Source organism: Faecalibacterium sp. Marseille-Q4896, assembly GCF_017377615.1.
In the GTDB taxonomy this organism is placed as follows: domain Bacteria; phylum Bacillota; class Clostridia; order Oscillospirales; family Ruminococcaceae; genus Faecalibacterium; species Faecalibacterium taiwanense.
This window is the reverse complement of record NZ_JAFREG010000002.1, coordinates 290,368-316,068: the sequence shown is the minus strand read 5'-3', so window position 1 is coordinate 316,068 and position 25,701 is coordinate 290,368. Positions and strand designations below refer to the sequence as shown.

The 25,701-nt window shown below is 56.7% G+C and carries 18 protein-coding genes and 1 tRNA gene; 3 read left to right on the top strand and 16 right to left on the bottom strand.

Annotation, left to right across the window (positions count from 1 at the left end; all coding sequences use genetic code 11):
- Positions 1-217 precede the first annotated feature (217 nt).
- The 9 genes from J3348_RS05370 to J3348_RS05330 all read right to left on the bottom strand — a co-directional run bounded on the left by J3348_RS05370 (position 218) and on the right by J3348_RS05330 (position 11,556).
- The gene (locus J3348_RS05370) at positions 218-1,783 is read right to left on the bottom strand and encodes an MFS transporter (RefSeq protein ID WP_207698510.1); all 1,566 of its coding nucleotides are present in this window, start codon (positions 1,781-1,783) and stop codon (positions 218-220) included.
- Positions 1,784-1,880: 97 nt separating this feature from the next.
- Positions 1,881-4,883 carry a glycoside hydrolase family 3 protein gene (locus tag J3348_RS05365; RefSeq protein ID WP_005942785.1) on the bottom strand — a complete coding sequence of 1,001 codons (3,003 nt, stop codon included), beginning with the start codon at positions 4,881-4,883 and terminating at the stop codon, positions 1,881-1,883.
- A 53-nt stretch (positions 4,884-4,936) separates the two neighbouring features.
- Entirely contained in the window at positions 4,937-6,856 is a 1,920-nt protein-coding gene (locus tag J3348_RS05360; RefSeq protein WP_005942787.1) for a glycoside hydrolase family 2 TIM barrel-domain containing protein, read from the bottom strand.
- 262 nt (positions 6,857-7,118) lie between these two features.
- Positions 7,119-8,402 (bottom strand): GHKL domain-containing protein, encoded by a 1,284-nt coding sequence (locus tag J3348_RS14455; RefSeq protein WP_207698509.1) that lies wholly within the window; start codon positions 8,400-8,402, stop codon positions 7,119-7,121.
- Positions 8,399-9,109, bottom strand: coding sequence for a LytTR family DNA-binding domain-containing protein (locus J3348_RS05350; protein ID WP_005942793.1), 711 nt, complete (start codon positions 9,107-9,109; stop codon positions 8,399-8,401). Before J3348_RS05350 ends, J3348_RS14455 begins: the two co-directional genes overlap by 4 nt.
- 215 nt (positions 9,110-9,324) lie before the next feature.
- Positions 9,325-9,621 carry a type II toxin-antitoxin system RelE/ParE family toxin gene (locus J3348_RS05345; protein ID WP_005942795.1) on the bottom strand — a complete coding sequence of 99 codons (297 nt, stop codon included), beginning with the start codon at positions 9,619-9,621 and terminating at the stop codon, positions 9,325-9,327.
- The gene (locus J3348_RS05340; protein ID WP_005935267.1) at positions 9,611-9,892 is read right to left on the bottom strand and encodes a type II toxin-antitoxin system prevent-host-death family antitoxin; all 282 of its coding nucleotides are present in this window, start codon (positions 9,890-9,892) and stop codon (positions 9,611-9,613) included. Before J3348_RS05340 ends, J3348_RS05345 begins: the two co-directional genes overlap by 11 nt.
- A gap of 918 nt (positions 9,893-10,810) precedes the next feature.
- Positions 10,811-10,886, bottom strand: a tRNA-Val gene (locus J3348_RS05335).
- Positions 10,887-10,953: 67 nt separating this feature from the next.
- Positions 10,954-11,556, bottom strand: a complete 603-nt coding sequence (locus J3348_RS05330; protein ID WP_154259434.1) for a TetR/AcrR family transcriptional regulator — start codon at positions 11,554-11,556, stop codon at positions 10,954-10,956.
- Positions 11,557-11,805: 249 nt separating this feature from the next.
- On the opposite strand from J3348_RS05330, the gene J3348_RS05325 reads away from it, so the two are divergent.
- Together J3348_RS05325 and J3348_RS05320 are read left to right on the top strand one after the other, a co-directional pair.
- Complete coding sequence (locus J3348_RS05325; protein ID WP_044953801.1) at positions 11,806-13,905, top strand: MMPL family transporter; 2,100 nt, start codon at positions 11,806-11,808, stop codon at positions 13,903-13,905.
- A 7-nt stretch (positions 13,906-13,912) separates the two neighbouring features.
- Positions 13,913-15,823: a hypothetical protein gene (locus J3348_RS05320; protein ID WP_207698508.1), complete on the top strand. Its 1,911-nt coding sequence runs from the start codon at positions 13,913-13,915 to the stop codon at positions 15,821-15,823.
- Between the two features lie 280 nt (positions 15,824-16,103).
- On the opposite strand, the gene J3348_RS05315 is transcribed toward J3348_RS05320, so the two are convergent.
- Together J3348_RS05315 and J3348_RS05310 are read right to left on the bottom strand one after the other, a co-directional pair.
- Positions 16,104-17,249, bottom strand: a complete 1,146-nt coding sequence (locus tag J3348_RS05315) for a glycoside hydrolase family 88 protein (RefSeq protein WP_207698507.1) — start codon at positions 17,247-17,249, stop codon at positions 16,104-16,106.
- Between the two features lie 4 nt (positions 17,250-17,253).
- Complete coding sequence (locus J3348_RS05310) at positions 17,254-18,810, bottom strand: glycoside hydrolase family 28 protein (protein ID WP_044953799.1); 1,557 nt, start codon at positions 18,808-18,810, stop codon at positions 17,254-17,256.
- Between the two features lie 222 nt (positions 18,811-19,032).
- Between J3348_RS05310 and J3348_RS05305 the strand changes: the two genes are divergently transcribed.
- Positions 19,033-19,851: an AraC family transcriptional regulator gene (locus J3348_RS05305; protein WP_154256274.1), complete on the top strand. Its 819-nt coding sequence runs from the start codon at positions 19,033-19,035 to the stop codon at positions 19,849-19,851.
- Positions 19,852-19,935: 84 nt separating this feature from the next.
- Here J3348_RS05305 and J3348_RS05300 read toward each other — a convergent pair whose 3' ends face one another.
- From J3348_RS05300 to J3348_RS05280, 5 genes are all read right to left on the bottom strand, one after another.
- Positions 19,936-20,793 (bottom strand): carbohydrate ABC transporter permease, encoded by an 858-nt coding sequence (locus tag J3348_RS05300; RefSeq protein ID WP_005942942.1) that lies wholly within the window; start codon positions 20,791-20,793, stop codon positions 19,936-19,938.
- 10 nt (positions 20,794-20,803) lie between these two features.
- A complete protein-coding gene (locus J3348_RS05295; RefSeq protein WP_097773808.1) occupies positions 20,804-21,733 on the bottom strand; it encodes a sugar ABC transporter permease in 930 nt (309 codons plus the stop codon).
- 204 nt (positions 21,734-21,937) lie between these two features.
- Positions 21,938-23,329 carry an ABC transporter substrate-binding protein gene (locus J3348_RS05290; protein ID WP_207698506.1) on the bottom strand — a complete coding sequence of 464 codons (1,392 nt, stop codon included), beginning with the start codon at positions 23,327-23,329 and terminating at the stop codon, positions 21,938-21,940.
- A gap of 600 nt (positions 23,330-23,929) precedes the next feature.
- Positions 23,930-24,547 carry a thymidine kinase gene (locus J3348_RS05285; protein WP_005942920.1) on the bottom strand — a complete coding sequence of 206 codons (618 nt, stop codon included), beginning with the start codon at positions 24,545-24,547 and terminating at the stop codon, positions 23,930-23,932.
- Positions 24,548-24,800: 253 nt separating this feature from the next.
- Positions 24,801-25,442 carry a redox-sensing transcriptional repressor Rex gene (locus J3348_RS05280; RefSeq protein ID WP_005942917.1) on the bottom strand — a complete coding sequence of 214 codons (642 nt, stop codon included), beginning with the start codon at positions 25,440-25,442 and terminating at the stop codon, positions 24,801-24,803.
- Positions 25,443-25,701: the final 259 nt, after the last annotated feature.

The following is a 25,701-nucleotide window of genomic DNA, read 5'->3' as shown; positions in this document are numbered from 1 at the left end:
TGCCTTTGTTCGTTTTTTGCCTGTATCCGGGGAGAAATTGTTCGAGTCCTGTACCACCACCAAACAAAAAATCCCCAGACGAATGTCTGAGGATTTTTTGTGGTGGAGAATTAGGAACTCGAACGCCAGACCCCCTGCGTGGGCAGCAGCGTGCCGCTTGCGCCGGTGACGACAGCCACCTTGCCGGTGAGATCGGTATTCAGTTCCATACAGCGTCTCAGCTCCGGTATTCCGCCGGCAGCTGCTCCATGGTCTGCCACTTGTCCATGGCCTCTTCCAGCTTCATGCCCTTGGCCACTGCATCGCGGCGGCAGGCGTTGACCGCCTGGATCTCCTTCATCTTGGCACCGGTCAGGGTGTAGCCCTTCATGGCGATGAGGGTAGCCGCCCATGCCACCATGGGGATGATGCAGAACAGCACGATGACCACCCAGTTCATGCCCGGGGTGTAGGGGTCATACTGGGTGGGCAGGCTCTGCAGGCCCACAAAGCTGACCGCGATGCCCACAACGGTAGCGGACAGGCTGGACACCAGCTTGTCCACCAGACTGAACAGGGTGCCCATGATGCCGGGGATATACTTGCCGCTGCGGTAGGTCTCGTAGTCGGAGCAGTCGGCCACCATGGGGATGGGCATATCGGCGGTGGCGTAGTAGGCACCGTAGCCGATGCCGAAGAAAACGATGAACAGGATGGTGTACAGGTTGATGGAAAGGCCGTTCTCGCCCAGAATGGACAGGGTGAAGGCATCGCCGCGGCCCCAGAGCAGCAGCAGCACCAGCACGCCCACATAGCACACCAGCGCCACGCTGACGTACTTCATCAGGCTGGCCTTCTGGCCCTCCTTCTGGCTGGTGCGGACGGTGAGCAGGAAGAAGGGCACGCTGAACACATAGCCCAGCACCATCATGGGCAGGTACAGGCCGTCGTAGTTGCCCATCATGCAGCCGTACAGCATGCACAGCACGGTGGTGTTGGTGGCGATGGAAAGCGCCAGCTTGCAGCCCGCACCGGCCACCATCAGCCGCTGCATGGGATCGTTGTTCTTGATGATCTGGATGTACTCGCTCACTTTGATCTTCTCGGTCTTTTCGCCGCCGATGCCAAAGTACTTGGGCTGATCCTTCTCCCAGATGCCGATGACAGCCAGCAGGGTGAGCAGGATGGAGATGACGATGCCCACCGGAGCCAGCGTGCGGAAGAACCCGGCGGAAGCGTAGCCGCCCTCATAGTTCTTGGCAAGGATGGGGGCAAAGAACTGCATGGCACCCATGCCCAGCAGGCTGCCCACCGTGTTGAAGATGGTAAACAGGGGGCGCTGCTTGGGGTCATTGGTCAGCACGGTCTGGCCGGAGCGGGTGCAGCTGGTCTGGAAGGTGTAGCCGATGACCCACACGGCATACAGGGCAACGAACGCAGCGTAGCGCAGCCCCATGGCACTGGCGGGGATGAGCGGGGTGAGGCAGTACAGCACCAGAATGCTTGCTGCCATGATGAGGTTGCCGATGACCATGAAGGGCCGGAACTTGCCGAACCTGCCGTTGGTGCGGTCCATGAGGGCACCAATGATGGGGTCGGTGACGGCATCGAACAGGCGCATGCCGGTGACCATCACCGAAGCAAACAGCATGCTCAGGGCCAGCACCTTGCTGCCGAAGGTCGCGATGTAGGAAAGCACCAGCACATAGTACACGTTGGTCGCGCCGTTGTTCAGCGGAAACAGCACCAGCTGGTAGGTTTTGGCGCGGTTCACACTCGACGCCGTTGTTTTTTGTTCGCCCATTGCGGTCTCTCCTTTTGTCTTTGATAAAAAGCGGCAGCCCGCCCCGCCTTCGGGGCAGGCTGCCGTAACATTGGGTCAGGGATCGTGCAGACCGGAATTACTTCTGGTCAACAGCAGGAGCGGTGTCTGCCAGCTCCTTCTTGCGCTTGAGGGCCTTGCTCAGCTGCCATGCGCACAGCACGGTCAGCACAGCCAGCACGGCGATCAGTGCATAGATCGCAGTCTGCCACCAGGGCAGCACGGTCTTGAGCGTATCGCTTGCAGACCAGCCGTTCATGGCGTTGGAGTTGACCACGGTGTACAGGATGTGATGCATTGCATTGCGCATCTGGGTCACGATGTAGGCATCGTTCTCGTAGTTAGCAGCCTTGGTGGTGTGGATCTTGGGCATCGGGCTGTCCCAGATGTCGGAACCGGCGATCAGGCCGTCCACCAGATCCATGTACTGGCTGGAGCCGGAGAAGTCGGTGATGCACATGCCGCGCATGCCCAGCTCCTCACGCAGGAAGCCGTTCAGCAGGTTGGAGTTGGCACCGCACCAGGTTGCGCCCCAGCGGTTGAAGCCGGTCATCACGCACCATGCGCCGCCATCCGTGATGGCCTTATCGGCCACTTCCAGATAGATCTCGCGGGCGGTCTGCTCGTTCAGCCAGGTGTTGACACCACGGCGGCTGGTCTCGGAGTCGTTCAGGGCAACGTGCTTCAGGTAGACATACACGCCCTTGGACTGGATGCCCTGCACCTCGGCAGCGCAGATGGTGCCGGCCACAAAGGGATCCTCGGCGTAGTACTCGAAGTTACGGCCGGAGTAGGCGGTACGGTGCATGTTGATGCCGGGGCCGTACAGACCGGAGTAACCCATGGCAAGGCAGTCCTCACCGATGCACTTGCCCACTTCGTTGATCAGGTCCACATTGAAGGTGGCAGCCATGACATCCTCGGAGGTGTAGCACATGGCGGATGCACCGCCGGTCAGGGCAGCGGTCAGGCCCTGCGGGCCGTTCTCGTCCTTGGTAGCGGTCTTGCCGATGGAGGCAGCCGCTGCAGTGTTGTGGAAGCCCAGAGTGATGGTGTTGACCATCTCATCGAAGGTCAGCTGATCCAGCAGGGTCTCCCATTGGGGATCGTCGAAGTCCTTGCCGATCATGGAAGCGAGGGTCAGGCCGTTCTTGGCACCCAGAGTGGGCATCTCGACGCTGTCGGCCTCGGTGCCGTCGTACTGGGTAAAGGCCAGATCTGCAGCCAGCGTTTCGTTGGCGGTCAGGGCTGCAGGCTGGGTGGGAACCGTGCCGGTCCAGTCGGAGCGGCTCATCCAGGTCACGCTGCCGGGAGCATCGCTGCTCTTGTTGGGGTCGGACTCATCGAACAGGTTGGTGATGGCAGTGCCGTTGGCGCTGGCTGCATAGGTGGTGGCATCCAGTGCCTCGTTGGTCCACTTCCAGACCAGAGAAGTATCGCCGTCCTCGGTCATGCGGCCATTGGTGCCGGCCACGGTGTAGCCCTTGGCAGCAAGGATGTTATTGACGGCGTTGTGAGAATCGGTAGCAGCGGTGAAGTAGTAGTCACCGGCATCCAGAATGTAGGTCTTGGCGTTGTTTGCGTCGTAGGTGCGCAGCTCGCTCTTCTTCACGGTGATGGTCACATCCTCGGAAGCGCCGGGAGCCAGCACATCGGTCTTGGCAAAGCCGCACAGCTCTGCAGCGGCCTTCTCGATGCCGTTTGCCTTGTCGTAGTCGGTGTAGGGAGACTGGAAGTAGACCTGCACGGTCTCCTTGCCGGAATAGGTCTTGCCGGTGTTGGTGACCTTCAGGGTGACGGTGAAGGCGTCGTCAGACTCGGTCACATTGAAGTTGCTGTAAGCGAAGGTGGTGTAGCTGTCGCCGTAGCCGAAGGGATAGGCAACGGTGGTGGCCCAGTCATAGTCACCTGCCTTGGCAGTGCCCATGACCACATCCTCGTAACGGGTCTCGAAGTAGCGGTAGCCCAGATAGATGCCTTCCTGATAGACGCTGTACATGCCCTGCACATCCGCACCCTCGGTCAGCAGATTGTACTCTGCTGCGTTGGGGTAAGCCTGGGTGTAGAAGTTGTACATGGCGGGGTTTGCCAGATTGTCGTACAGGTAGGTGTCCACCAGAGAGCCGGAGGGGGTCACAGTGCCGGCGAGCAGCTGGCCCACACCGTTGATGCCGGTCTGGCCCACATCACCGATCCACATGGCGGCATCAATGCCGTAGTCCTCGCCGCAGATGGCAGGGTTGAGGAAGTCCATTTCCAGTGCGTTGGAGCTGTTGATCAGGACGACGATGGACTTGAAGGTGCCGTTGTCCTTCAGTGCCTTCAGGTTCTTCAGCAGCTCGATCTCTTCAGCAGACAGCTCCAGATAGTTGCCGCTGCCCTCGGAACCGGAGATCCAGCTGTCGTTGGTGCCGTTGGTGCCGCTGGGCAGGTCTGCACCCTCACCGCCGGAGCGGGAGAACACCACGATGGCAGCATCGCCGTACTCGGCAAAGCTGCTCTCGGCGCTGGACAGTGCGCTCCACGGAGCTTCATTGACAGCGTACTGGGTGTTTGCTTCCAGCGTATCCGAGATGGAAGCCGGGGTAACGCGGCTGTAATTCGTCATCATGCTGTCGGACTTGTACAGATCCCACAGCGTCTGGTTGACCTGAATGCCCTGAGCTTCCAGTGCTTCCTTCAGGTTGGGGGCCTTGCTGGTATCCACGGAACCGGAGCCGGTGCCGCCGTACATCAGGTCCACAGAGCCATGGCCGAACAGGCTGACCTTGGCGCTGCCTGCCAGCGGCAGGGCAGCGTTGTCATTCTTCAGCAGGGCAGCGCCCTCGGCCTCAACGGTGGCGCACAGCTCTGCTTCGTAAGCCTCGCGCTCTTCGTCGGAAGTAAAGCCCGCTTTGAAGTATTCGGTATCTTCCGTAGTGTCGCCCTTGATGATCTTATAGGTCGATGCATTCAGAGCAACGTTCAGGGTGGTGGCGTACTGATTTGCGATCATGTTGCCCACGATGGCGGCGATGGTCAGGATCGCCGTCAGTGCAGTGAGTACCGACCACAAACGTACTTTGGGTTTCTTGGTATTCATTGGTTCTCCTCCTTTTCATGTATAACAACCGCCAGACAGCGGAATGTCCTTGTTTATACCCAGTTCGCACTCTTGGACTTGGTTTTCACCAGCTTGTAGCTGGGGTTCGGCTCTGCCACACTGCGGAAGGATGCGGTGTCGATGCAGTCGCCTGCAACCGCCTTCAGCTCCACCTTGCCATGCAGCGGCACGCGGAACCTGAAGATGTGCTCGCCGGTCTGCTCTGCCAGCTTTTTGCCGTCCGCATACAGGGCGACGGAGTTCTGGTTGGAGTAGACCTTGACCTCGATCTCCTTCTCGGTGCGGTCGGTGAACCGCTTGGAGCAGATGTGGACGAAGTTTTCCTCACTCCACCATGCTTTATAGAGGTAGAAGCTGTCCTTTTTGGTCTTTCGGTCAAAGGTGACAAGACCCTTGTGGTTCATGCCCGGCTCGCCGCCCTGATCCCGGGCATCGGCTGCAAAATCGAACATGTTCCACACATGGGTCGCCCACAGCCACGGGTGGCGATCAAAGCACTTCAGCATATACTCGTGGTACTTGGCCTGATATTCCTCGGTGTGGTCGCCCCGGCGGGGGTGGGCACTGTGGAGGTTGGGCATGCCCTCGGCACCGTACTCGGAAAAGCCCAGCGGACGGTTGGGGTATACCAGATGGAAAAAGTCTATCCACAGGTCATTCAGGAACAGCCCCGGCACATACCAGCCCAGATACAGGTTCCAGCTGACCAGATCGGTGATGTGTGCCACCGGGTTGAAGGGGCCGCACATGGCGTAGCAGGCCAGCGTGGTCAGGCGGGTGGAATCCATCTTGTGGCACAGTTCGTTGAGCACCCGATGGTTGTCCAGCATATCCGCCTTGTCCTTGGTGGAAATAGTGATCTCGTTGGACACACCCCAGCAGACGATGGAGGGGTGGTTGTAGTTCTGGTGGATGAGCTCCTTCATCTGGCTGATGGTATTTTCCCGGCCATTGGGCAGATGCTCGGAAATGTAGGGAATCTCTGCCCAGACCACCATGCCGTACTGGTCGCACAGGTCGTAGAAATACTGGTCGTGCTGGTAGTGCGCCAGCCGGACGGTGTTTGCACCCAGCTCCCGGATCAGCGCCATGTCCTCATCATGCATCTCCCGGGTGATGGCGTTGCCCAGACCCTTGCGGTCCTGATGGCGGGACACACCGTGAAGGGGATAGGGCCTGCCGTTGAGGAAAAAGCCCTTCTTTGGGTCTACAGAGAAGCTGCGCAGGCCCACCTTGGTGGTCACTTCATCCACCGGCTTGCCGTCCTGCAGCAAACGAACCACACAGGTGTACAGGTAGGGGTCCTTCACGCCGTTCCACAGGTGGGGAGCATCCAGATGGAGGAAAGTATTTTCGCCTTCGCCCTTTGCAGCGGTGCGGCCCTCAGCATCCAGCAGCTCCACCGTCACGGTGCCGCTGCCTTCCACCAGCGTTTCCACCCGGATGTCGGCGCTGTTCTCCTGCAGGGCCGGGGTGATCTTCACGCCGGTATCGCCAAAATGTCCCAGCGCAATGTGGTTTTTGTTCACCACCAGCAGGCTCACATCCCGGTAGATGCCGCCGTAGAAGGTGAAGTCTGCTTTCTGGGGGTAAACGCGGTCGTTGACGCTGTTGTCCACCCGCACCGTGAGCTGGTTCTCTGCCTGCAGCAGCTCCGTGACCTCTGCCCGGAAGGTGGAGTAGCCGCCGTCATGGGTGCAGAGCTGCTGACCGTTCAGCAGCACGGCGGCGCTGGCGTTGACGCCCTCAAATTGCAGCCATACCTGCTGCTGTGCCGGGTCGTACACCGGTGCTGCAAAGCGGGTGCAGTAGGTGCAGCAGCCCCGCCAGTAATCGTTGCCGCCGTCCTGACCGTCCCTGGCGTTCCATGTATGGGGCAGCTCTACGGCGGTGGTAACGCCGTTCGGGCCGGTAAACTGCCAGTCCTTCATGAGCTTTGCAATACTACGCATCCGATTCCTCCTGTTTTTGCTGTGGTACAGTGATTTTTTTCGTTTTTTTGCTCTTTGTCATTATTTTATCAGAGTGGCCGTATTTCGCAAGATGCGTGCGAAAATCGGTCGTTTTGCGTGCGCATTCGGTTTTGGACTGCCAAATGTAAACTGATATATTTGTAAGTTTTTCACAAGCAGATGTATCCAACAAGTCGAAAAAAGAAAACCGCCGCAGTCCTTCCGTTTCCGGAACTTCTGCGGCGGCTGCCGTTTTCTTAACTTATTTTTGCAGCGGAAAGATGATCTTTTCCGCAAAAAACTCGCCCTGCTCTTCCAGAGTCAAAGTGCCTTTGTACTTCTGCACGATGCGCCGGATCACCTTCAGCTCGTATTGTGCAGAGCGGCTTGCCTGCTGTTCCGGCGGGCGCAGCGGGCTGATGATGTTCACCACCACAAAACCCTGCCGCACACAGACCAGCAGATCGATGACCCTGCACTCTGGCCGGGAGATCTGCACGGCGCTTTCCACGGCGTGATCCAGCGCATTGGCAAACAATGCGTACAGATCCCCCGCTTCAAAAAAGCCCAGACAGCTGCCGTTTGCCACGGCATTCAGCTGGATGCCCCGGGACTCGCACAGCAGGCTCTTCTCGGTCAGCACCACATCCAGCACCTCATTGCCGGTGTTGCGGTTCGCGTCATACAGGCGGGCCGCGCGCTCGGCCTCATCAATGCGCTCCTGTGGTACCGCTTCGGGCGACAGCTTGCGGAGATTGGCAATCTGCACTTTCAGCTCATGGCAGCGCTTGTTAATGATCTGCACGTTCTGCCGGGCCACCTGATACTGCTGACGCTGACGCTCGTACAGCAGGTTCAGTTCATTCATCTCTTTTTCCATGGCAGACTTCTTGAACAGCTCACTCTGAAAATACAGCAGGGTGATAAAATAGAACTGCCCGATCAGAATGGTAACGGTAAGGCTCAGCGGAGTATGTTCGGTGCGGGCATTGTCCAGCACGGCGGCCTGCACCATGAACAGGATGCCAATGAAGAACGCGCTGAACAGCTGCCGGGGCCCGATGTTGTATTCTCCTTTATAAGGAAGCTGCCGTGCCAGCAGGATGTACACCGCCGCAAAGAATACCGCCCCGGACAGCAGCTGTACCAGAACCGCCCAAGGGGAAGCCATGTTCAGCGGGTGTCCATACCGGGTAAACTGCAGCTCCAGAAAGCACCAGCTCTCGTAGGCGCACTGCGCGATGAGCAGGCTCCATACTGCGCAGTACAGGGCACCTTTTTTATTGATATCCGTACACAGATAGATCATCCCGCCCAGCAGCGCAAAAAAGGAGATGTAAAGCACCAGCAGCAGGAGCTGCTGCTGCCACAGTGTTGTGGACTGTGCCAGAGGGTCCAGCAGCTGCGCCAGCAAAAGCAGCGGGAACAGCATCCCGCAGGCGCGCGCCCAGAAATGGGAGCGATGCCGCAAAGGCAGACAAAAGACCAGCGCCGCGCCCCAGCGCAGCAGCGCCCGGAGCAGGCTGTTCAGCAGCGATGTGGTCACAGCACACCTCCCATGTAGGACGCTACTGCGGTAAGAAAGGCCGTACGCTGCCGTCGGCTGATCTCCAGCCGGTCGTTTTTCACAAGGGCAAAGTCGTTTTCAATGCCCTTGACGTAGGCCAGATTGACCAGATAGCATTGGTTGCAGCGGACAAAATGATACTCGGCAAGCTGCTTTTCGGCACTTTGCAGGCTGGCGCGTGCCGCGAACTCGCCTTTGGAGGTGTGGTAGTACAGCATCCGGCTGTGGGTCTCCAGATAATAGATATCAGCGGTGTCCAGCAGCTGGATGCCGCCGCCCGCCAGCTGCAGCACCACCTGCCCGCCTCTGCGCCGCTGCACCCGCTGGATGGCGCGGGAAAGCTTGGTGCAGAACTGATAATAGTTCACCGGCTTCAGCACATAATCCAGTGCATCCACCTCGTAGCCCCGGATGGCATACTGTGCCATGTTGGTCACAAAGACCAGCACCACATCCGCATCCACGGCCCGGATAGCTTCGGCTGCTCCAAAGCCGTCCAGCCGTGGCATCTCCACGTCCATAAAAATGATGTCGAATCCCGGCGTATAGTGCTCTGCGATCTCGGCACCGTCTGTGATGAGACTGATCTCCACCTGCAGGCCCTGCTCCTGCGCATATTGCCGGACGAACCGGTTCAGGCTTTCCCGTGTTTCTTCCTGATCCTCTACGATCGCAATTTTGAACATCCTGCACCCACCTTCTCACTGCGTCTGATCGCCGTATGGCTCTTTTTATTGAAACACACTTTTCTATGAAATGCAATGGAAAACCTTGAGGGGAAAACAGATGCGGTTCTCGTCCTGCTCTGACGTGGGTTAGTGGATGGCGCAACAAAAAAGCCCCAGACAACCGTCTGAGGACTTTTGCGGCAGAGCACTGCCAAGGGCAGGCGAACCTGGATTTATTCCAGATACTGCGGCAGATTCCACGCACCTCGCAGCACACGGTGGACCTCCACAGTCTTTATTTCATCGTTGACGCGGTAAAATACAAGATACTGGTCAACGACCATCCTACGGTAAGCAGGGTCGAGGCGGTAGATCTCGCACATTTTCGGGGTATCGCCCAATTTTGTGATCTTCTCCCGCAGCTCTTTCAGTACGCGGCTAGCTGTTTTAGGGTAAAAGCCAGACAGATATCGGGCGATATCGTTCAGGTCCTGTACAGCAAGGGGCAGATATTTGATTTTATACGTCATACTGCTTGCCCAGCGTCTCCCATACGCTTTCGTGGTCTGCCCATTGCGTGTCGGGGTCAGCCGCCTGCTGCTTTGCCTTGGCAAGTGCCTCGGCAACATACCGCTGGTGCAAGAACTCCTCGTACTTGGCGTAGTCCTCAATGTTGATGAGAACTGATTCCCCACGGCCATGATTCGTGATGATCACATGGTCATGGTCTTTGAGCATCTCCGAAATTTCGGCGTAATGGTTGCGCAGGTCCCGGGAAGGGCGAACGAATGTCTGCATCATACGGGACACCTCCTGTCAGGAATATTGTATCACAAAATGACTACAGCTGCAACGGTGACAATAGGGTAAGAATCGTCCCGTGGCCACAAATTTTCAATTCTTGGAAATTTTCTGCCCATCCGGGACAGCTTCTTGTTGGGACGTGCCTGCCCCAAACCCTGCTGGTGAAAATTTTAGTCCCACCGATTTTCATCCGTCCATCTATATTCCGTTTGAGTTTCTTTATCGTTGCACATTGAATGGCATCCATCTTTTCCCCATATTTGACAATGCTCATGTGTGAAATGATCTTCCTGATAGCGAAAATACTCATGGTGGATACAATCCATACAATAGGATGTCAGGCAGATATTGTCTTTATTATCATGTAAAACATCTGTTGCGTTCATAATTTTCCTTCTTTCTACTATGATAGTGTGGTTAATATGTCTTTGCTTATTTTGAGTTACAATCTTTCGTATGCTTCATAATGCAACACCCCATTACGATAATGGGAAGCACAGCTCTCAGCCCAAGGTCACCCAAAAAAGTCACATTTGCATCAAGAACCAATCCTGCAAACCATGCAGCCAAAGTGAAAACTGTTGCCCAACCATATCCCATTATAACACGCCCTTTCATTACGATTCGTTTAGCATGCTCACTGGTTTGAGTATACCATACAGCTTGACAAAAGACCACTGCTATATGTCAGAACTCTCCCTTTTTCCCGCGTACGTACGGACGGACATACGCAGCGATTGACCCGAAACGCACAGTATAGGGGGATGCAAAGCAAAAGGCAGGATACCACCGTCATGGTGATACTCTGCCTTTGCTCGTTTACTGCTCTGCGTACTCTCTCCGCAGAACCTCCGATAAACAAAAAACGTACCCGAACCCTTTTTCATAAAGAATCGGGTTCGAGTACGAACTGTATGGTGGACGGTACAGGACTCGAACCTGTGACCTCCTGCACGTCAAGCAGATGCTCTACCAGCTGAGCTAACCGTCCATAAGTCATATCGACTTAGATAGTTTACCACAGCCTGTGCAAAAAAGCAATACTTTTCTGTGATTTTTTATTTTTCCGCCTTCAGCGACCTGCGGACGATATCATACAGCACCGGCTTCATGGCCTCAATGTCATCGGGCTTGCCCTCCAGCACGCTGGAATAACACACCGACATGCACATGCTGCCCAGTGCCGTGATGCGCTGGTAGATCTCCCGCTCGGTGCGGCCGGCCATTTCCGGGCTGGTCAGCACCACATTCAGCAGCTTGCGCATCAGCGGCTCGGCTTCGCGGCTGGCTTCGATCTGGTCCAGCCCCGGCCATATGAAGTTGTGCTCCAGAAACTTGAGCACCAGCGTATCCTTCCGTAGTGCTTCGATGATGTGGTCGATCACCGCCACCATCTTGTCCGGGAAGTTTTCGAGCTCTGTCTGCTTTTCCACCGCTTCGCACGCGTTGCTCAGCAGCTGGTAGCTCACCCGGCCCAGCAGCGCCTGCATCACCGCACCTTTATCCTGAAAATACAGATAAAAGGTGCCCTTGGCCACCTTGGCCCGGCTGGTGATATCCTCTACGCTGGTTTTTGCGGCACCTCGCTCCAGAAACAGATCATAGGCTGCCTCCAGCAGTGCCCGGCGCTTCTCCTGCTTTTTGCCCTCCACGGTACCCATATTCCCTGACGATTCCTCTTTTCCGCTCGGTTTCATTCGCTCATTTGTGTTGTCTCAATCATTTTAGCAGTCCTTTCCCGATAGTGCAAGTCAAAAAAGCTATACAATTTCAGGCAGTTGATAAGAAAACTGACTTCTGGTCATTTTTGTACTTGACACCCGGTTTGTCATGGTTATAATAGTGTTTGCTTGGAAATGACCACCAGTCATTTTACTAAGATTTTTAACCATTTTCTATGGAGGGTTCTCATGAAAAAGATCGCACAGGGCATTGTGCGGCTGCGCAAGCTGATCCTGACAGTAGCATTCCTGCTGTTGATCCCTTCCGCAATCGGCGCAATTGCTACCCGCATCAACTATGACATCCTCACCTACCTGCCGCAGGATCTGGACTCCATGATCGGCGAGGTAGCCCTTGAGGACGATTTCCATCTGGCCTCCACCGGTATGATCACGGTAGAAGGCTTACCCACAAACGAACTAATCGCCATGAAGAAGGACATCGAGGCTGTTCCCGGCGTGACCCAGACCTTCTGGCTCAGCGATGTGATCGACCCCAGCATCCCCACCGAGATGCTACCCGCCGATGTGCAGCAGTTCATGTTCGGCAAGAACGATTCCACCATGCTGATCGTCCGCTTTGACGCCCCCAGCGCCAGCGACGAGACCATGGAAGCCGTCGCTCAGATCGAAAAGCTGCTGCGCAAGGACTGCTTCTTCGGCGGTATGAGCGTTATCCTGCAGGACACCAAGGCACTGGTCAATCAGGAAATGCCCATGTACATCCTGATCGCCGTGGGTGCCAGCCTTCTGGTGCTGTTCCTTTCGCTGGAAAGCACCATCACCCCGCTGCTGTTCATGCTGGGTCTTTTGTTCCCCATTGCGTACAACTTCGGCACCAACATCTTTCTGGGCCAGATCAGCTACATCACCGAAGCGCTGGCCACCGTGCTGCAGCTGGGTGTCACGATGGACTTCTCCATCTTCCTGCTGCACCGCTATCAGGAAGAGAAGGAGCTGCGCTCTTCCAACGAGGAGGCCATGACCAGCGCCATCTGCAAGACCATGACCTCCATCTCCGCTTCCAGCCTGACCACCATTGCAGGCTTCCTGGCACTGTGTGCCATGCGTCTGACGCTGGGCCGCGATATCGGCCTTGTCATGGCAAAGGGCGTTGCCCTCGGTGTCATCTGCACCGTGGTCATCCTGCCCTCCCTGATCCTTACCTTTGATAAATGGGTGGAAAAGTACAAGCACCGCACCGTGATCCCCAAGCTGAAAAAGCTCAGCTACTTTGTTTCCAACCACTCGGTGCCCATCGTGGTTATCTTTATCCTCATCCTCATCCCCTTTGCCATCGCGCAGAACAAGACCGAGGTGTACTACACCCTGTTCGACTCCCTGCCGCAGGACCTGACCGGCATCGTGGGCACCAACAAGCTGGGCGAGGACTTCGGCATGACCACCAGCCACTTCATTCTGGTGCATGACGACCTGACTGCCACCGAGGTGAGCGACCTGTGCGATGAACTCAAGGACGTGGATGGCATTACGCAGGTGGTAAGTCTGGATTCCATCACCGGCCCGGGCTTCCAGACCGAGCTGCTTCCCGACAGCATCATGGAGATCCTGCAGTCCGGCGGCTACAAGCTGATCCTTGCCAACAGCTCTTATAAGACTGGCACGGACGCCATCAACAACCAGCTGGACGAGATGATTTCCCTCATCAAGACCGTTGACCCCGAGGGCGTCATCACCGGCGAGGGTGCCATGACGAAAGACCTGATCGAAGTGGCAGATGTGGACTTCAAGAACGTCAACGTCTGGTCCATCATGGCCGTTCTGGTCATCATCGCCGTTTCCTTCAAGAGCATTTCCATCCCGGCGCTGCTGGTGGCCAGCATTGAAGCCGCCATCGCCATCAACATGGGCATCCCGTACTTCACCGGTACGCAGCTGCCCTTCATTGCAAGCATCGTCATTGGCACCATCCAGCTGGGTGCTACCGTGGACTACTCCATCCTGATGACCACCCGTTACCACGAGGAGCGCGCCTTTGGCCGCACACCGAAGGAAGCCGCCCAGCAGTCGCTGGAGCACTGCAGCCAGTCCATCCTGACCAGCGGCCTGACCTTCTTTGCCGCCACCGTCGGTGTGGCTGCCATCAGTAAGATGGAGCTGCTGAAGAGCATCTGCCTGCTGATCTCCCGCGGCGCACTGATCAGCATGGTGGTCATTCTGGTGATGCTGCCCGCAGCCCTGATGCTGTGCGACTGGATCATCCGCCACACCACCCTCAAGTGGATGGTACCCGAATCCGCCAACGCCAAGAAGTCTGAAAAGGAGTAATTACATTATGAAAAAATCGCTTCGTTTCGCCAGTGCGGCGCTGGCTCTCACCCTCGCCGCAGGCTGTGCAATGCCCGCATTTGCAGCTGGTAAGAGCAGCTTTTCCAAATCCGAGACCGTCTATGCTGTGATGAACGGCGACGGCTCCATCAAGAGCACCACCGTCAGCGAGCATCTGTACAGCGCCTCCGGCCTTGCAAACGTTACCGACAAGACCACCCTGACCGACATCCAGAACACTGAGAGCGATGCCGAGTTCACCCAGAACGGGGAAGAGCTGGTGTGGAACACCAACGACACCGATGTTTACTACAAGGGCAATACCGACAAGGCCCTGCCCATCGATGTGAAGGTGACCTACGCTCTGGACGGTCAGGAAGCTGCCCTTGAGGACATCATTGGCAAGAGCGGCCACCTGACTGTGACCGTCAACCTGAAGAACAACGAGACCGGCACCGTGAACGTGAACGGCAAGGACCGCACCATCGTCACTCCGCTGATCACCGCTGTGGGCGTCATTCTGGGCGGGGATGCTGCCAACGTGACCGCAGAACACGGTATGATCGAAAGCGCCGCCAAAAGCAGCGTTGCCGCCTTTGTTACCCTGCCGGGCGTGAAGGATTCCCTGTCCGGCCTGCTGCCCGATGAGGTGGACAGCATCGAAGACTATCTGCAGGACACCGTGACTGTGGAAGCCGATGTGGAAGACTTTACCTGCCCGCAGGTCATGGTGGCCTGCGCTACCAGCACCGCTGCTCTTGGCACGGACAATGTGTTTGACCTGAGCAGCATCAACGACCTGACCGATGGCATCAACCAGCTGAACGATGCCATGAGCCAGCTCATGGACGGCGCTTCCCAGCTGGTGGACGGCACCTCTCAGCTGGCAGGCGGTGTTCTGGCCCTGCTGGACGGTGCCAACACCCTGAACAACGGCGCTGCCGCTCTGGACGACGGCCTTGGCCAGCTGACCAACGGTCTGGACACCCTGAGCGCCAACAATGCAGCACTGAACGCCGGTGCGCAGCAGGTGGCTGACGGTGTGCTGGCTTCTGCCAACAAGACCCTGAAGGAAGGCGGCCTGATCGACGAGGACATGACATGGTCGAACTACGAGGCTGTGATCGACAACATCCTCACCATGAACGATAAGACCCTTGCTGCCGGCCGCAAAAAGATGGTGCGCACCATCTGGGAGCAGGAACCCAGCTTCAAGGATAGCCAGCTGGATCTGGCCCTGTATCTGTCCGCGACCAAGACGAACCACGATCTGGAAGCAGCCCTCAAGCTGATGCAGAACTTTGACGCTTCCATGCTGACCGGCGCTCTGGAGATGGTGACCAATGCCGATGCAAAGAACACCGCCAAGGCCGAGCTGAAGTATCAGGTGGAGAACAGTCAGGATATGGCCGATGTCCGCGCCCTGAAAACCAGCCTTTCTCAGATCCAGTTCTTTGTTTCCAGCGTGAACCAGTACACCGCAGGCGTGCAGACCGCTGCGGACGGTGCCCACTCCGCAAAGGATGGCAGCGCACAGCTGGCTGCAGGCACCAAGACCCTGTATGACGGCGTGAACACCCTGAACACCGGTGCAGGTCAGTTGAATGACGGCGCAGGCCAGCTGAACGACGGTCTGAACCAGTTCAACGAGGAAGGCATCTCCAAGCTGACCGGCGCGCTGGATCAGGATCAGCTCCATGGCCTGAAGACCGTGCTGGACGAGATGACCGACCGCCTGAACGACTACACCAGCTTTGCCGGTGCACCGGACGATGCCGAGAGCAGCGTCAAGTTCGTCTATAAGACCGCTGAAACCGTGGCCGCTGCCGACACCACTGCAGCCGAGACTGAGACGGTGGAAGAAGGCAATATCTTTACCCGCCTGTGGCAGCGCATCGTGAACCTGTTCAAGTTCTGATAAGCCATCTTCGAGAATTCATGTTGAACCTCTTTCCATAGAGAAGGGGCTGTTGCAAAACAGCCCCAACGAAAAAATGAGATAGGCTTCCCCGGAAGGGGCTGCCTATCTCATTTTTTTTTGAGATCTGCCTTTGAGTTTTCAGCGTTCTGCCCGTTTTGTACGGTGAATGCGGCTGTTTTCAACATTTTAAAGAGACGCTGTTTTGCAACAGCCCTGCGGGCGATGGAATGGCCCGACTCGTGTCCGGCAAGAAAGCTGCCCGCCCACGATATGCAGTTTACTTGCGTGCAATCATTTCGGTGTAAGCCAGCACCAGCGGGCCGACACCCTTGGCATCGTTGCAGACCACCGGCTCGCTGAAATAGTAGGCCAGAGAGCCGTCGCGGTGATCCTTGCCGCCAAGACCCGCCACTAGGCAGATGCCGTCCAGCTGCAGACTGCCATCCGGGTTCTTGGAGAGATACTTGTCGCAGGTGCCGTAGAAGGCCTTTTCGGCCCATGCGGCCATGCGTTTGGGCAGGTAGCCAAGACGCACGCCTTTGAGCACCGCGTAGGCAAACAGAGCGGTGCCGCTGGTCTCGAGGTAGTTGCCCTCCACACCGGGGCGGTCCATCACCTGCCAGAACATGCCGGTCTCCTCGTCCTGGAATTTGTGCACATCCTCAATGGTCTGCTTGAGCATTGCCATGATGCCGCGGTACTCATTGTATAGCTGCTCGTCCATCCGCTCCAGCACATCTACCATAGCTACCATGAACCAGCCCATGGCACGCAGCCAGAAGTTGGGGCTGCAGCCGGTGACGGGGTCGGCCCAGTACATCTGGCGGCTCTCATCGTAGCCGTGGTAGTACAGGCCGGTCTTTTCGTCCCGCATGTGTTTTTTGATATTCATGAACTGTTTGTAGCTGTCGATGCAGCCCTGCATCTTGTTAAAGCGGGTCTCGTACTCCATGTAGAAGGGCTGGGCCATGTAGGTGCCGTCCAGCCACACCTGCCATGGGTAGATGTCCTTGTGCCAGAAATTGCCCTCTTTGGTGCGGGGCTGGGTGGCCAGCTGGCTGCGGATGGTCTCGATGGCCTTGCGGTACTTTTCATCCCCAAAGATATCGTACAGGGTGAACAGGTTCTTGCCCTGATTCACGTTATCCAGATTGTACTCCTTGGGGTCGTAGGTCTTGATGGAGCCATCCTCCTGAACAAAGTAATCAATGAAGCTCTTGGAGAAGTTCAGATACTTCTCGTCGCCGGTGGTCTTGTACAGGCTTAGGCAGGCCGTGATCATGCAGCCGTCGATGTAGTTCCACTTGTTGGGCTTGCCGCTGCGCACCTTCTCGATGTTCCACATGGGTGCTTCGGCGCTGGAATTGGCGATCAGGTAGTCCACGTAATCGCCCAGCATGGCAAGAATTTCTTCATGGGTCATGGTATCAGTCCTCCTCAAAATGGCCGACATTTGCAAAGTGCAGGCGTTCGCCCTCGTAGCCCTCGATCTTCACGTTGTGCAGGTCGATCTCCTTGACGTTCTCGGCGTAGATGGCCAGCTTCTTCACCAGAGGGCGGTTATCTGCCATAGCGGCCTGACCGGCCTCGGCATTGGGGTCAAAGGTGATCGTGACGTTCTTCATGGAAACGCGCTCAATGGGCTGCTCCGGCAGGCCGTCGAAGTAGCATCCCGCGAACTGAGCGTCGGTGGCGACGATGTCCTCCATGGTCAGGCTGCCCAGCTTCGGGGTGTACTCGTCCACGGGCATGGCATCGCGGCACTGCACATAGGGGCCGTGGCCGTCCGGGTCACAGAAGTAGAACATGTTGATGACGAAGGGTGCCTTGACACCGCGCATCTCCACGTTGCGGAACACCAGCCCGTCGATGACGGCGGTGTTGCCGCGGCCACGGCGGGTCTTGACGCGCAGGCCGCGGTCGGTGTGGTCCATCAGGCACTGGGTGACCACCATATCCTTCACACCGCCGCTCATCTCGCTGCCAATGACGATGCCGCCATGGCCTTTGTCCAACAGGCAGTTGCGGATAACGGTGTGCTCACAGCTCTTTTTCAGCTTCATGCCAAGGAATACCTTGCTGGCCTTCATGGCAATGCAGTCGTCGCCCACATGGATGTTCACGCCGATGATGCGGATATACTCGCAGCTTTCGGGGTCGATGCCGTCGGTGTTGGGGGCATTGTAGGGGTTGTTGATGTTGAAGTTCAGCAGGTCAAGGTGCTTGACAAAGATGGGGTGGATCGTCCACGAATAGCTGTTCTGCACCGTGATGCCGTGCAGGCAGATGTTCTCGCTGTCCACAGCAGCCACAGCGCGGGGCCGCCATGCGATGCGCTTGATCTTGGGCGTTACCCACCAGTCGCCGTTCTCGGCATCGCAGTCCAGCGTGCCCTCGCCGGTCACAACGACATCGTGCACCTGCGTGATGTTCAACAGACCCGCAAAGCTGTCCAGCGGGTTGCCCTCCCAGCCGGTCAGGTAGTATTCATCCACCTCGTTCTCGCTGGGGATCACGCCGGGCAGGATGGGGTAGTGGGTGCGGTCATTGTCGCCCAGCAGCACAGCGCCCTTTTCAAGATAGAGGGTGGTGTTGCTTTTCAGGAACAGGCTGCAGGTGCGGTAGCGGCCTGCGGGCACGTACACTGTGCCGCCCTTGGGGCAGGTGGAAAGAGCCGCCTGCAGCTTGAGGGTGTTGTCCGTGGTGCCGTCGGCCACCAGACCGTAGCGGGAAGCATCCACAAAGAAGGTCTCGGCCTCGGTGGTAAAGGTGCAGGTCAGGCTTTCGCCCTCGGCCTGCACACCCACCGTGTACTCCGTACCGGGCAGCAGGGAGAACAGGGAGAACACGTTGGTCTGGCAGGCTTCGTAGACGGTCTTGCCGTTCAGGGTAACGGTGAACGGGTGGGCCGGACGATAGCACAGGCCGTTTTCCAGCTCGAAAACAGCGCTGCGCGTCATGGAACGGATAAGCGACAGATTCATGAGAGAACCTCCTGATGGTTTTGTCTTGCCCAAATGCCTTGGGCATGGTATGATGAAAAAGAACCCTCTCAGTCAAACCCTTTGGGTTTGCCAGCTCCCCCGAAGGGGGAGCTTTTATGGAGCGGAACGGTCAAATGCATAAAACCTCGCCCTTTGGGAGAGGTGGCATCGCGCAGCGATGACGGAGAGGGTTTTCCCTCGGAAGATGATGAGAAGTGTATTATGAGATCAGAACGTGAAAAGATTACCGGCAAGGTGGCCGCTGCCACCCTGCGGCTGAATGCGAACCGCTACGAGCTGCCGCCGGATGAGGACACCTGCTATCTGCTGCTGGTGTCGGAGGGCAGCGTCACGCTGGAATACGAGGGCGGGAATGTGCTGGTAAACCCCGGCAGCGCCGTGCTGCTTGGCCCCGGCGGCTGCCGCTTTGCACAGACCGGCAGCGCCGTACCGCAGATCGTGGGGTGCCACTTTCCGCTGGGGATGCTGCATGATTTGAAAAACACAGCCGGGCGGGATTTCGGCCGCCTGTTTGCGCCCGGGGAGCGCACAGTGCTGTATGCACCGGTGCAGTGGCAGAGCCGCATCCGTACCCTGCTGGAAATGATGGCCAGCGCCAGCACCGAGCAGGATTACCCCGGCCCGCTGTACCTGCTGCTGATCCTGCACTATGTGGAGCAGGAGTGCATTGCCGAGAGTAGCGCTGTGGCGCGTCCCCACAACGAAACGGTGGAGCAGATCTGCGCCTACCTTGCGGCCAATTACCGGCAGAAGTTTTCCCTCACCGAGGTGGCGGCGCAGTTTTATCTTTCGCCCTACTACCTGAGCCGTTTGTTCCGGCGGGTAACGGGCCAGTCCATCGTGGATTACATCAACAACCGCCGCATCGAAGCGGCCCAGAAGCTGCTGGAAACGACTGAGCTTTCCATCAGTGCGGTAGCCGAGCAGACCGGCTTTGCCAGCGCCGCCCATTTCCGCCGGGTGTTCCGCGAGGTGATGGGTACCGGCCCACTGCAGTACCGCAAAGGACATAAGAAATAAGAAACACCCCCTGCGCCATCTACGGGAACGGCACAGGGGGTGTTTGTTTGTATCAGATGATCTTATGCTGTGCGGGGAAAGGGCTTAGCCCTTGACGGCACCGGCAGAGATACCTTCAACGAACTGGTCCTGTGCACAGAAGAAAACGATCAGCTGCGGCAGGATGGAGATGAGGGACAGAGCAAGGATCTTGTTCCATGCGAAACCGGTATCACCGTCCATGGACAGCTTGACGAACAGGGACATCGGGTACTTACCGGGAGTGCTGACGTAAAGCAGCGGACCCATGAAGTCGTTGCAGCTCCACATGAATTGGAACAGTGCGCAGGACACCAGAGCGGGGCCAAGCATGGGCACGATGACCTTGTACAGGGTCTGGAAGGAGGAGCAGCCGTCGATGGCAGCGGCTTCGTCCAGATCACGGGGGACATTGCGCATGAACTGCACCAGCTGGTAGACGAAGTAGGTCTCGGTCGCAAATGCGCAGTGCACCCAGATAGCCAGATAGAAGGGGCTGTCCAGCCAGCCGAACTTGTTGTACAGCAGGTACTGCGGCACATTCAGAACGACCTGCGGCAGGAACAGGGTGGCCAGCATGATGTTGAACATCAGCTTACGGCCGGGGAAATCGAAGCGGCCAAAGCCGTAGGCAGCCACACAGGCGGAGACCACCGTGCAGATCACCTTGGGGATGACGTAGCTGTAGGTGTTCAGCATGGCCTGCAGGATGTTGATGGAACCGCCAAAGTTGTTCAGTGCGCCGCGGTAGCCATCCAGAGTGGGGTGCTTAATCCACAGGCTGATGCCTGCAAAGATCTCGCTGTTGTCCTTAAAGGTAGCGCTGATCATCCACAGCAGGGGATAGATCATGATGACGCCGACCAGGATCAGGACGAAATACTTGAAGAAGGTCGCGATTTTGTTCGATGCTTTCATTCCCATACTGGTCACCTTACCTTTCGTCAGAGTAGTAGACCCACTTCTTCTGGCTGGTGAATGCAATGATCGTCAGGATGCAGACGATGATGAACATGATCCATGCCAGAGCGGATGCCATACCCATGTCATAAGACTTGAATGCGTAGTTGTAGACCAGCAGAGAAATCAGCGTGGTGGAACCACGGGGGCCGCCATTGGTGATGATGTACGGGCCATTGAACTCCTGGAAAGCCTGGCAGATCTGAGTGACCAGGTTGTAGAAGATGATGGGAGTGATCATCGGAACGGTGATGGAGAAGAACTGACGCCACTTGCCGGCACCATCAATGGTAGCGGCTTCGTACAGGTCTGCAGGCACGCCCTTCAGAGCGGCCAGGAACAGCACCATGGCAGAACCGAACTGCCAGATACGCAGGAAGCAGATGATCCACAGCGCGTAGCTGGGGTCAGACAGCCACTCGGGGCCCTGCACCAGACCAAAGGTGACAGCGCGCAGAACGGTGTTGAGCAGGCCGTCCACACTGAATACAGCCTTCCACAGAACGGCGATCGCAACAGAGCCGCCCAGAATGGAGGGAATGTAGTACACAGTACGGAACAGGTTGACGCATGCGATCTTGAAGTTCAGGATGTATGCGATGAACAGCGCAAAGACCAGCTTCAGAGGCACGGTGATGAAAGCGTACTTGAAGGTGATGATCAGCGCCTTGGTGATCTTGGTGGTGGTAAAGGCCGTGATGTAGTTGGCCAGACCAACGAACTGGGTACCGCTCTTGAAGAAGTTCATATCGGTGAAGCTGTAGTACAGCGACTGACCGAAGGGAACTGCCTTAAAGACGACGAAGCCGATGATCCAGGGAATCAGATAAAACAGACCCTGATATTTGTCCAGCCACTTCTGGAACGGGGTGCGCCCGACGGCGGGAGCATTGCTTTCTTTCATCTGGGAAATCCTCCTTTTTAAGGAATTTCGGAGCATGAGACGGACGAAGGGGTAACAGACTGGATACAGCTTTGTCAAGATTTTGTAATATATCTCTGACAAAAAAGGGGCATCTGCCGGTCGGGCGGCAGGTGCCCCTCAGGTTCAGTCAAAGGGTGCCCTTTTCTGTGCGTGACCGCACACGGCGGCACTCAAAAATGAAACTTAGCCGATGGTGTAGCCAACAGACTCCATGCCGTCCAGCAGGGTGTCAACAACGTCTGCGCCGGCAACGCCGTCGTAGTCAACGGTATCGAACACTTCCTGATAGATGCCGGTGCCGGAAGCCTTCAGGTCGTTGTTCTCGAACAGAGGATCCAGCTTGTTGGTGGTGAAAGCCATGACCTTGGCATTTGCCTCAGCCACCAGATCCTTGACAGCGCCGGCAGCCTGAGCAGCAGCCAGACCAGCCTTGGAAGCGGGGATGCCGCACTCGGAACCCATGATGGAAGCGCCCTTCTCCTCGTTCAGCAGGAAGTTGATCAGGGTAGCAGCCTCGGCAACGCACTTGCTGGTCTTGGTGATGGCCAGACCCATGGAGACCTTGGAGAAGCCGCCGTTGTTGTCGCCGAACTTGATCTCTTCGCCAACGGTGAAGCCGTCCTTGTTGGCGTCATCCAGAGCGGAGGAGTACTTGGAAGCAGCGGAATCCCACTCGAAGATGCCTGCGATCTTACCGGTGATCCACTCGTTGGACTGGTGGGTAGCGGTATCGGAGTTAGCGGAGTAGTAGGTCTTCAGGTTCATCATGACGTGGCCATCCACCAGGCTCTTGATGAAGTCGATGCCCTCAGCAATCTCGTCCTCGGTGTAGTTCAGGGTAGAGGTGACGGGGTCAGCCCAGTCCTTGCCGTACTTGGACTCGAGGTAGAAGACCATCAGGATCATACGGTCGTATGCGCCCAGATGCATGGGGTAGTAATCGTCGCCCAGCTTCTCCTTGAATGCCTTGCCGGCAGCCATCAGATCATCCAGAGACTTGGGAACTTCGGTGATGCCAGCCTTGTTGAAGGTGGTCATGTTCCAGAAGAAGATACGGCCGGTCATGGAAACGGGCACGCACTGCTGGCTGTTTGCAACGTAGCAGGCGTCCATGGCAGCGGCATCCCACTGGGTCAGATCCAGGAACTTGGAAACAGTGTTCAGGTCCACGAACTTGCTGCCATCAGCAGAGTAGTTGTACAGCCAGTTCCAGTTCACCTGGCACACATCCTGTGCGTTGCCAGCGATGAAGGCAGCTGCCATCTTCTCTTCCCAGCCGGACCATGCGGCGAAGGTGGGTTCGATGGTGATGTTGGTGTGCTCAGCCTGGAACTCCTTGATGGCGTTCTGGTAAGCCTCGTGACGGCTGTCGCCGCCCCACCAGCTGATGGTCATGGAAACAGGGCCGTCAGACAGTGCCAGGCTCTCGTCTGCAGAAGCAGCGGGAGCGGAAGAAGCGGTGGAAGCAGCAGAGCTGGATGCGGCAGAGTTGCCGCCGCAGGCAGCCAGAAGGCCGGCAGCGCCCACAGCGCCGGTGACCTTCATGAAATCACGACGAGAAATTGCCTTGCTCATTTTCGTTCTCCTCCTAAATACAGAAAACATCATCTCGCACGGGGGTTCTGCACATACCCCGTTGTATACAATTATGATAACAAAACAACAACCAAAAAGAAAGACGCAAATTGCAGATATCTAAACAAAAAACGTACAAATATTGCTCTTGTTTTCGCGCGAGAATTGACGCCTTTGCTGAAATGAATAAACTTGGCTCGAAAAACTGTGCAACATGTATACTTCGCCATTTTGCATAGAAAACTGGGATGCATCATAGGGGGAACGTCGAATTTTGCAATAATTTTGTAAACATTCCGTTTCAGAACGTGGAAGCGTTGCATACATTGTGGACGAACACCAGCTTAAAAAGCCCGGATGGGAGTCTTTGAACTGATATATCAATAGCGCAAAAAATGTTCACTCTGATATATCAATTGTTTGCGGCGGGCATCCGGCACCGGTCTTCGGGCATGGAAATCGGTGCTTTTTCGCCCTTTTGGGAGGTGAAGAAGCACCGACAGCAACATATTTTGCGCTGCTGCGTGGACTGCGCCTGTGGGCCGGGAATAAAAAAGAAAGGCTGCCGTGTCGTTGGACACAGCAGCCTTGTATACAAGCTTATTCGACCCGCGAAGCAGCTTTTTCGGCGTAGAACGCGCGCTTTGCCTTGAAATAGCACTGGGGGCACATGCTCACGTACTGCACATCGTTTTCCAAATCGATGGCCACCTGCTCGCCCTCAAAGACGAATCTGCCGTTCACCCTGCGGCAGTTGCAGATGGCCTTGCGGCCGCAGGTGCAGATAGTCTTCATCTCCTCGATGGTGTGGGCCAGCTCCAGCAGGCGGGTAGAGCCGGGAAAGCCCTTGAGCGAAAAATCTGCCCGCAGGCCGTAGCAGATCACCGGAATGTTCAAATCCACCGTGACCATGAACAGCTGTTCTGCCTGCTGCGCAGTGAAAAACTGGCTCTCGTCGCACAGCACGCAGGCCAGCGGCGCACCGTCAGCGTTGGCCGTGCGCACGGCCTCGAACACGTCCGTCTCCGGCGGGATCAGCAGATCAGCCTTGCGGCGCACGCCCAGACGGCTCACCAGCTCACCGCCGCCCTTGGTGTCCACCTGTGGCTTGAGGATCAGCACCCGCATCCCCTGTTCTTCGTAGTTGTGGGCTACCTGCATCAGGGCGGTGCTCTTGCCGCTGTTCATCGCGCCGTAACGGAAATACAGTTTTGCCATTTGAAAAACTCTCCTTATAGAAGAAAAGACTGCTGCACTTATTTTTATTTTTAGCGTCCTCGCCCTCTCAGCTTCGCGTTGCTCAGCAGCTCTCCCAAAGGGAGAGCCCTTGGCAAAACCGGAAACTTGACCATACTGCCAAAGCCTCTCACTCTGGGAGAGGTGGCATTGCGTTAGCAATGACGGAGAGGGCGAGCCCGCTGCTCTTGTGCAACAGTCTCTATTTCTTTTTATTTACTATAGATAGGTATATTCAGTCCTGATTGCGCAGGCGGTAGCCAAGGCTCATCAGGCTGTCGCCCAGATGGACGTTCTCCACCACCACATCGGGATACGGCACAGAGAGGTCATAGTGGGAGAAGTTCCAGAAGCCCTCGATGCCCAGATCCACCAGACGGCCGCTGACCTGTTCCGCACCGTCGCGGGGCACACAGAGCACTGCGACCTTGGGGTGATGCTCGGCACAGAAAGACTCCAGCTCGTCGATATGGCGGATCTGGATGCCGCTGATCTCCTTGCCCACCTCGCTCTGTGCCACATCAAAGGCGGCGATCAGGCGGTAGCCGTTGGTGTCGGTGGTGATAAAGCGGCTCACTGCCTTGCCCAGACGGCCGCAGCCGATCAGGATGGTGGGCAGGCGGTCGCCGTTGCCGAACAGCAGGCCTTCCAGAATGGAGAGCAGGTTTTCCACCGAGTAGCCAATGCCCTGCCGGCCATTCACATCGCCGATGCAGTTGAAGTCCTGCCGTACCTGCGAAGCGGTGGTGCCCATCTGAGCAGCCAGCTCGCGGGAAGAAATGCTGTTGATGCCGTCCGCCTGCAGAGAGCACAGATAGCGGTAATATTTGGGAAGACGCTTGATAACGGGAAGCGAAGCCCTTGCAGGAGTGTTCATAGAATACTTTCTCCTTTCGCTCTATCGCAGTACTTGCCGCAGCTGCCTGCTTTACAGATGCGGCACAAAGAAACCCCGATCCGTTTACGGGTTCATATTGCAGATATTACAGTCAATTATTTAAAGTATACTGCACCGATGGAGAATGTCAAATCATTCTCAAAAAATTTTTATGAAATGTTACCGCTTTTTTGCTGCAGCGGGTCTGCATAGCCCGGCACAGGCTGGGGAATGCTGACAGAAAACGCAGGGGGAAAGC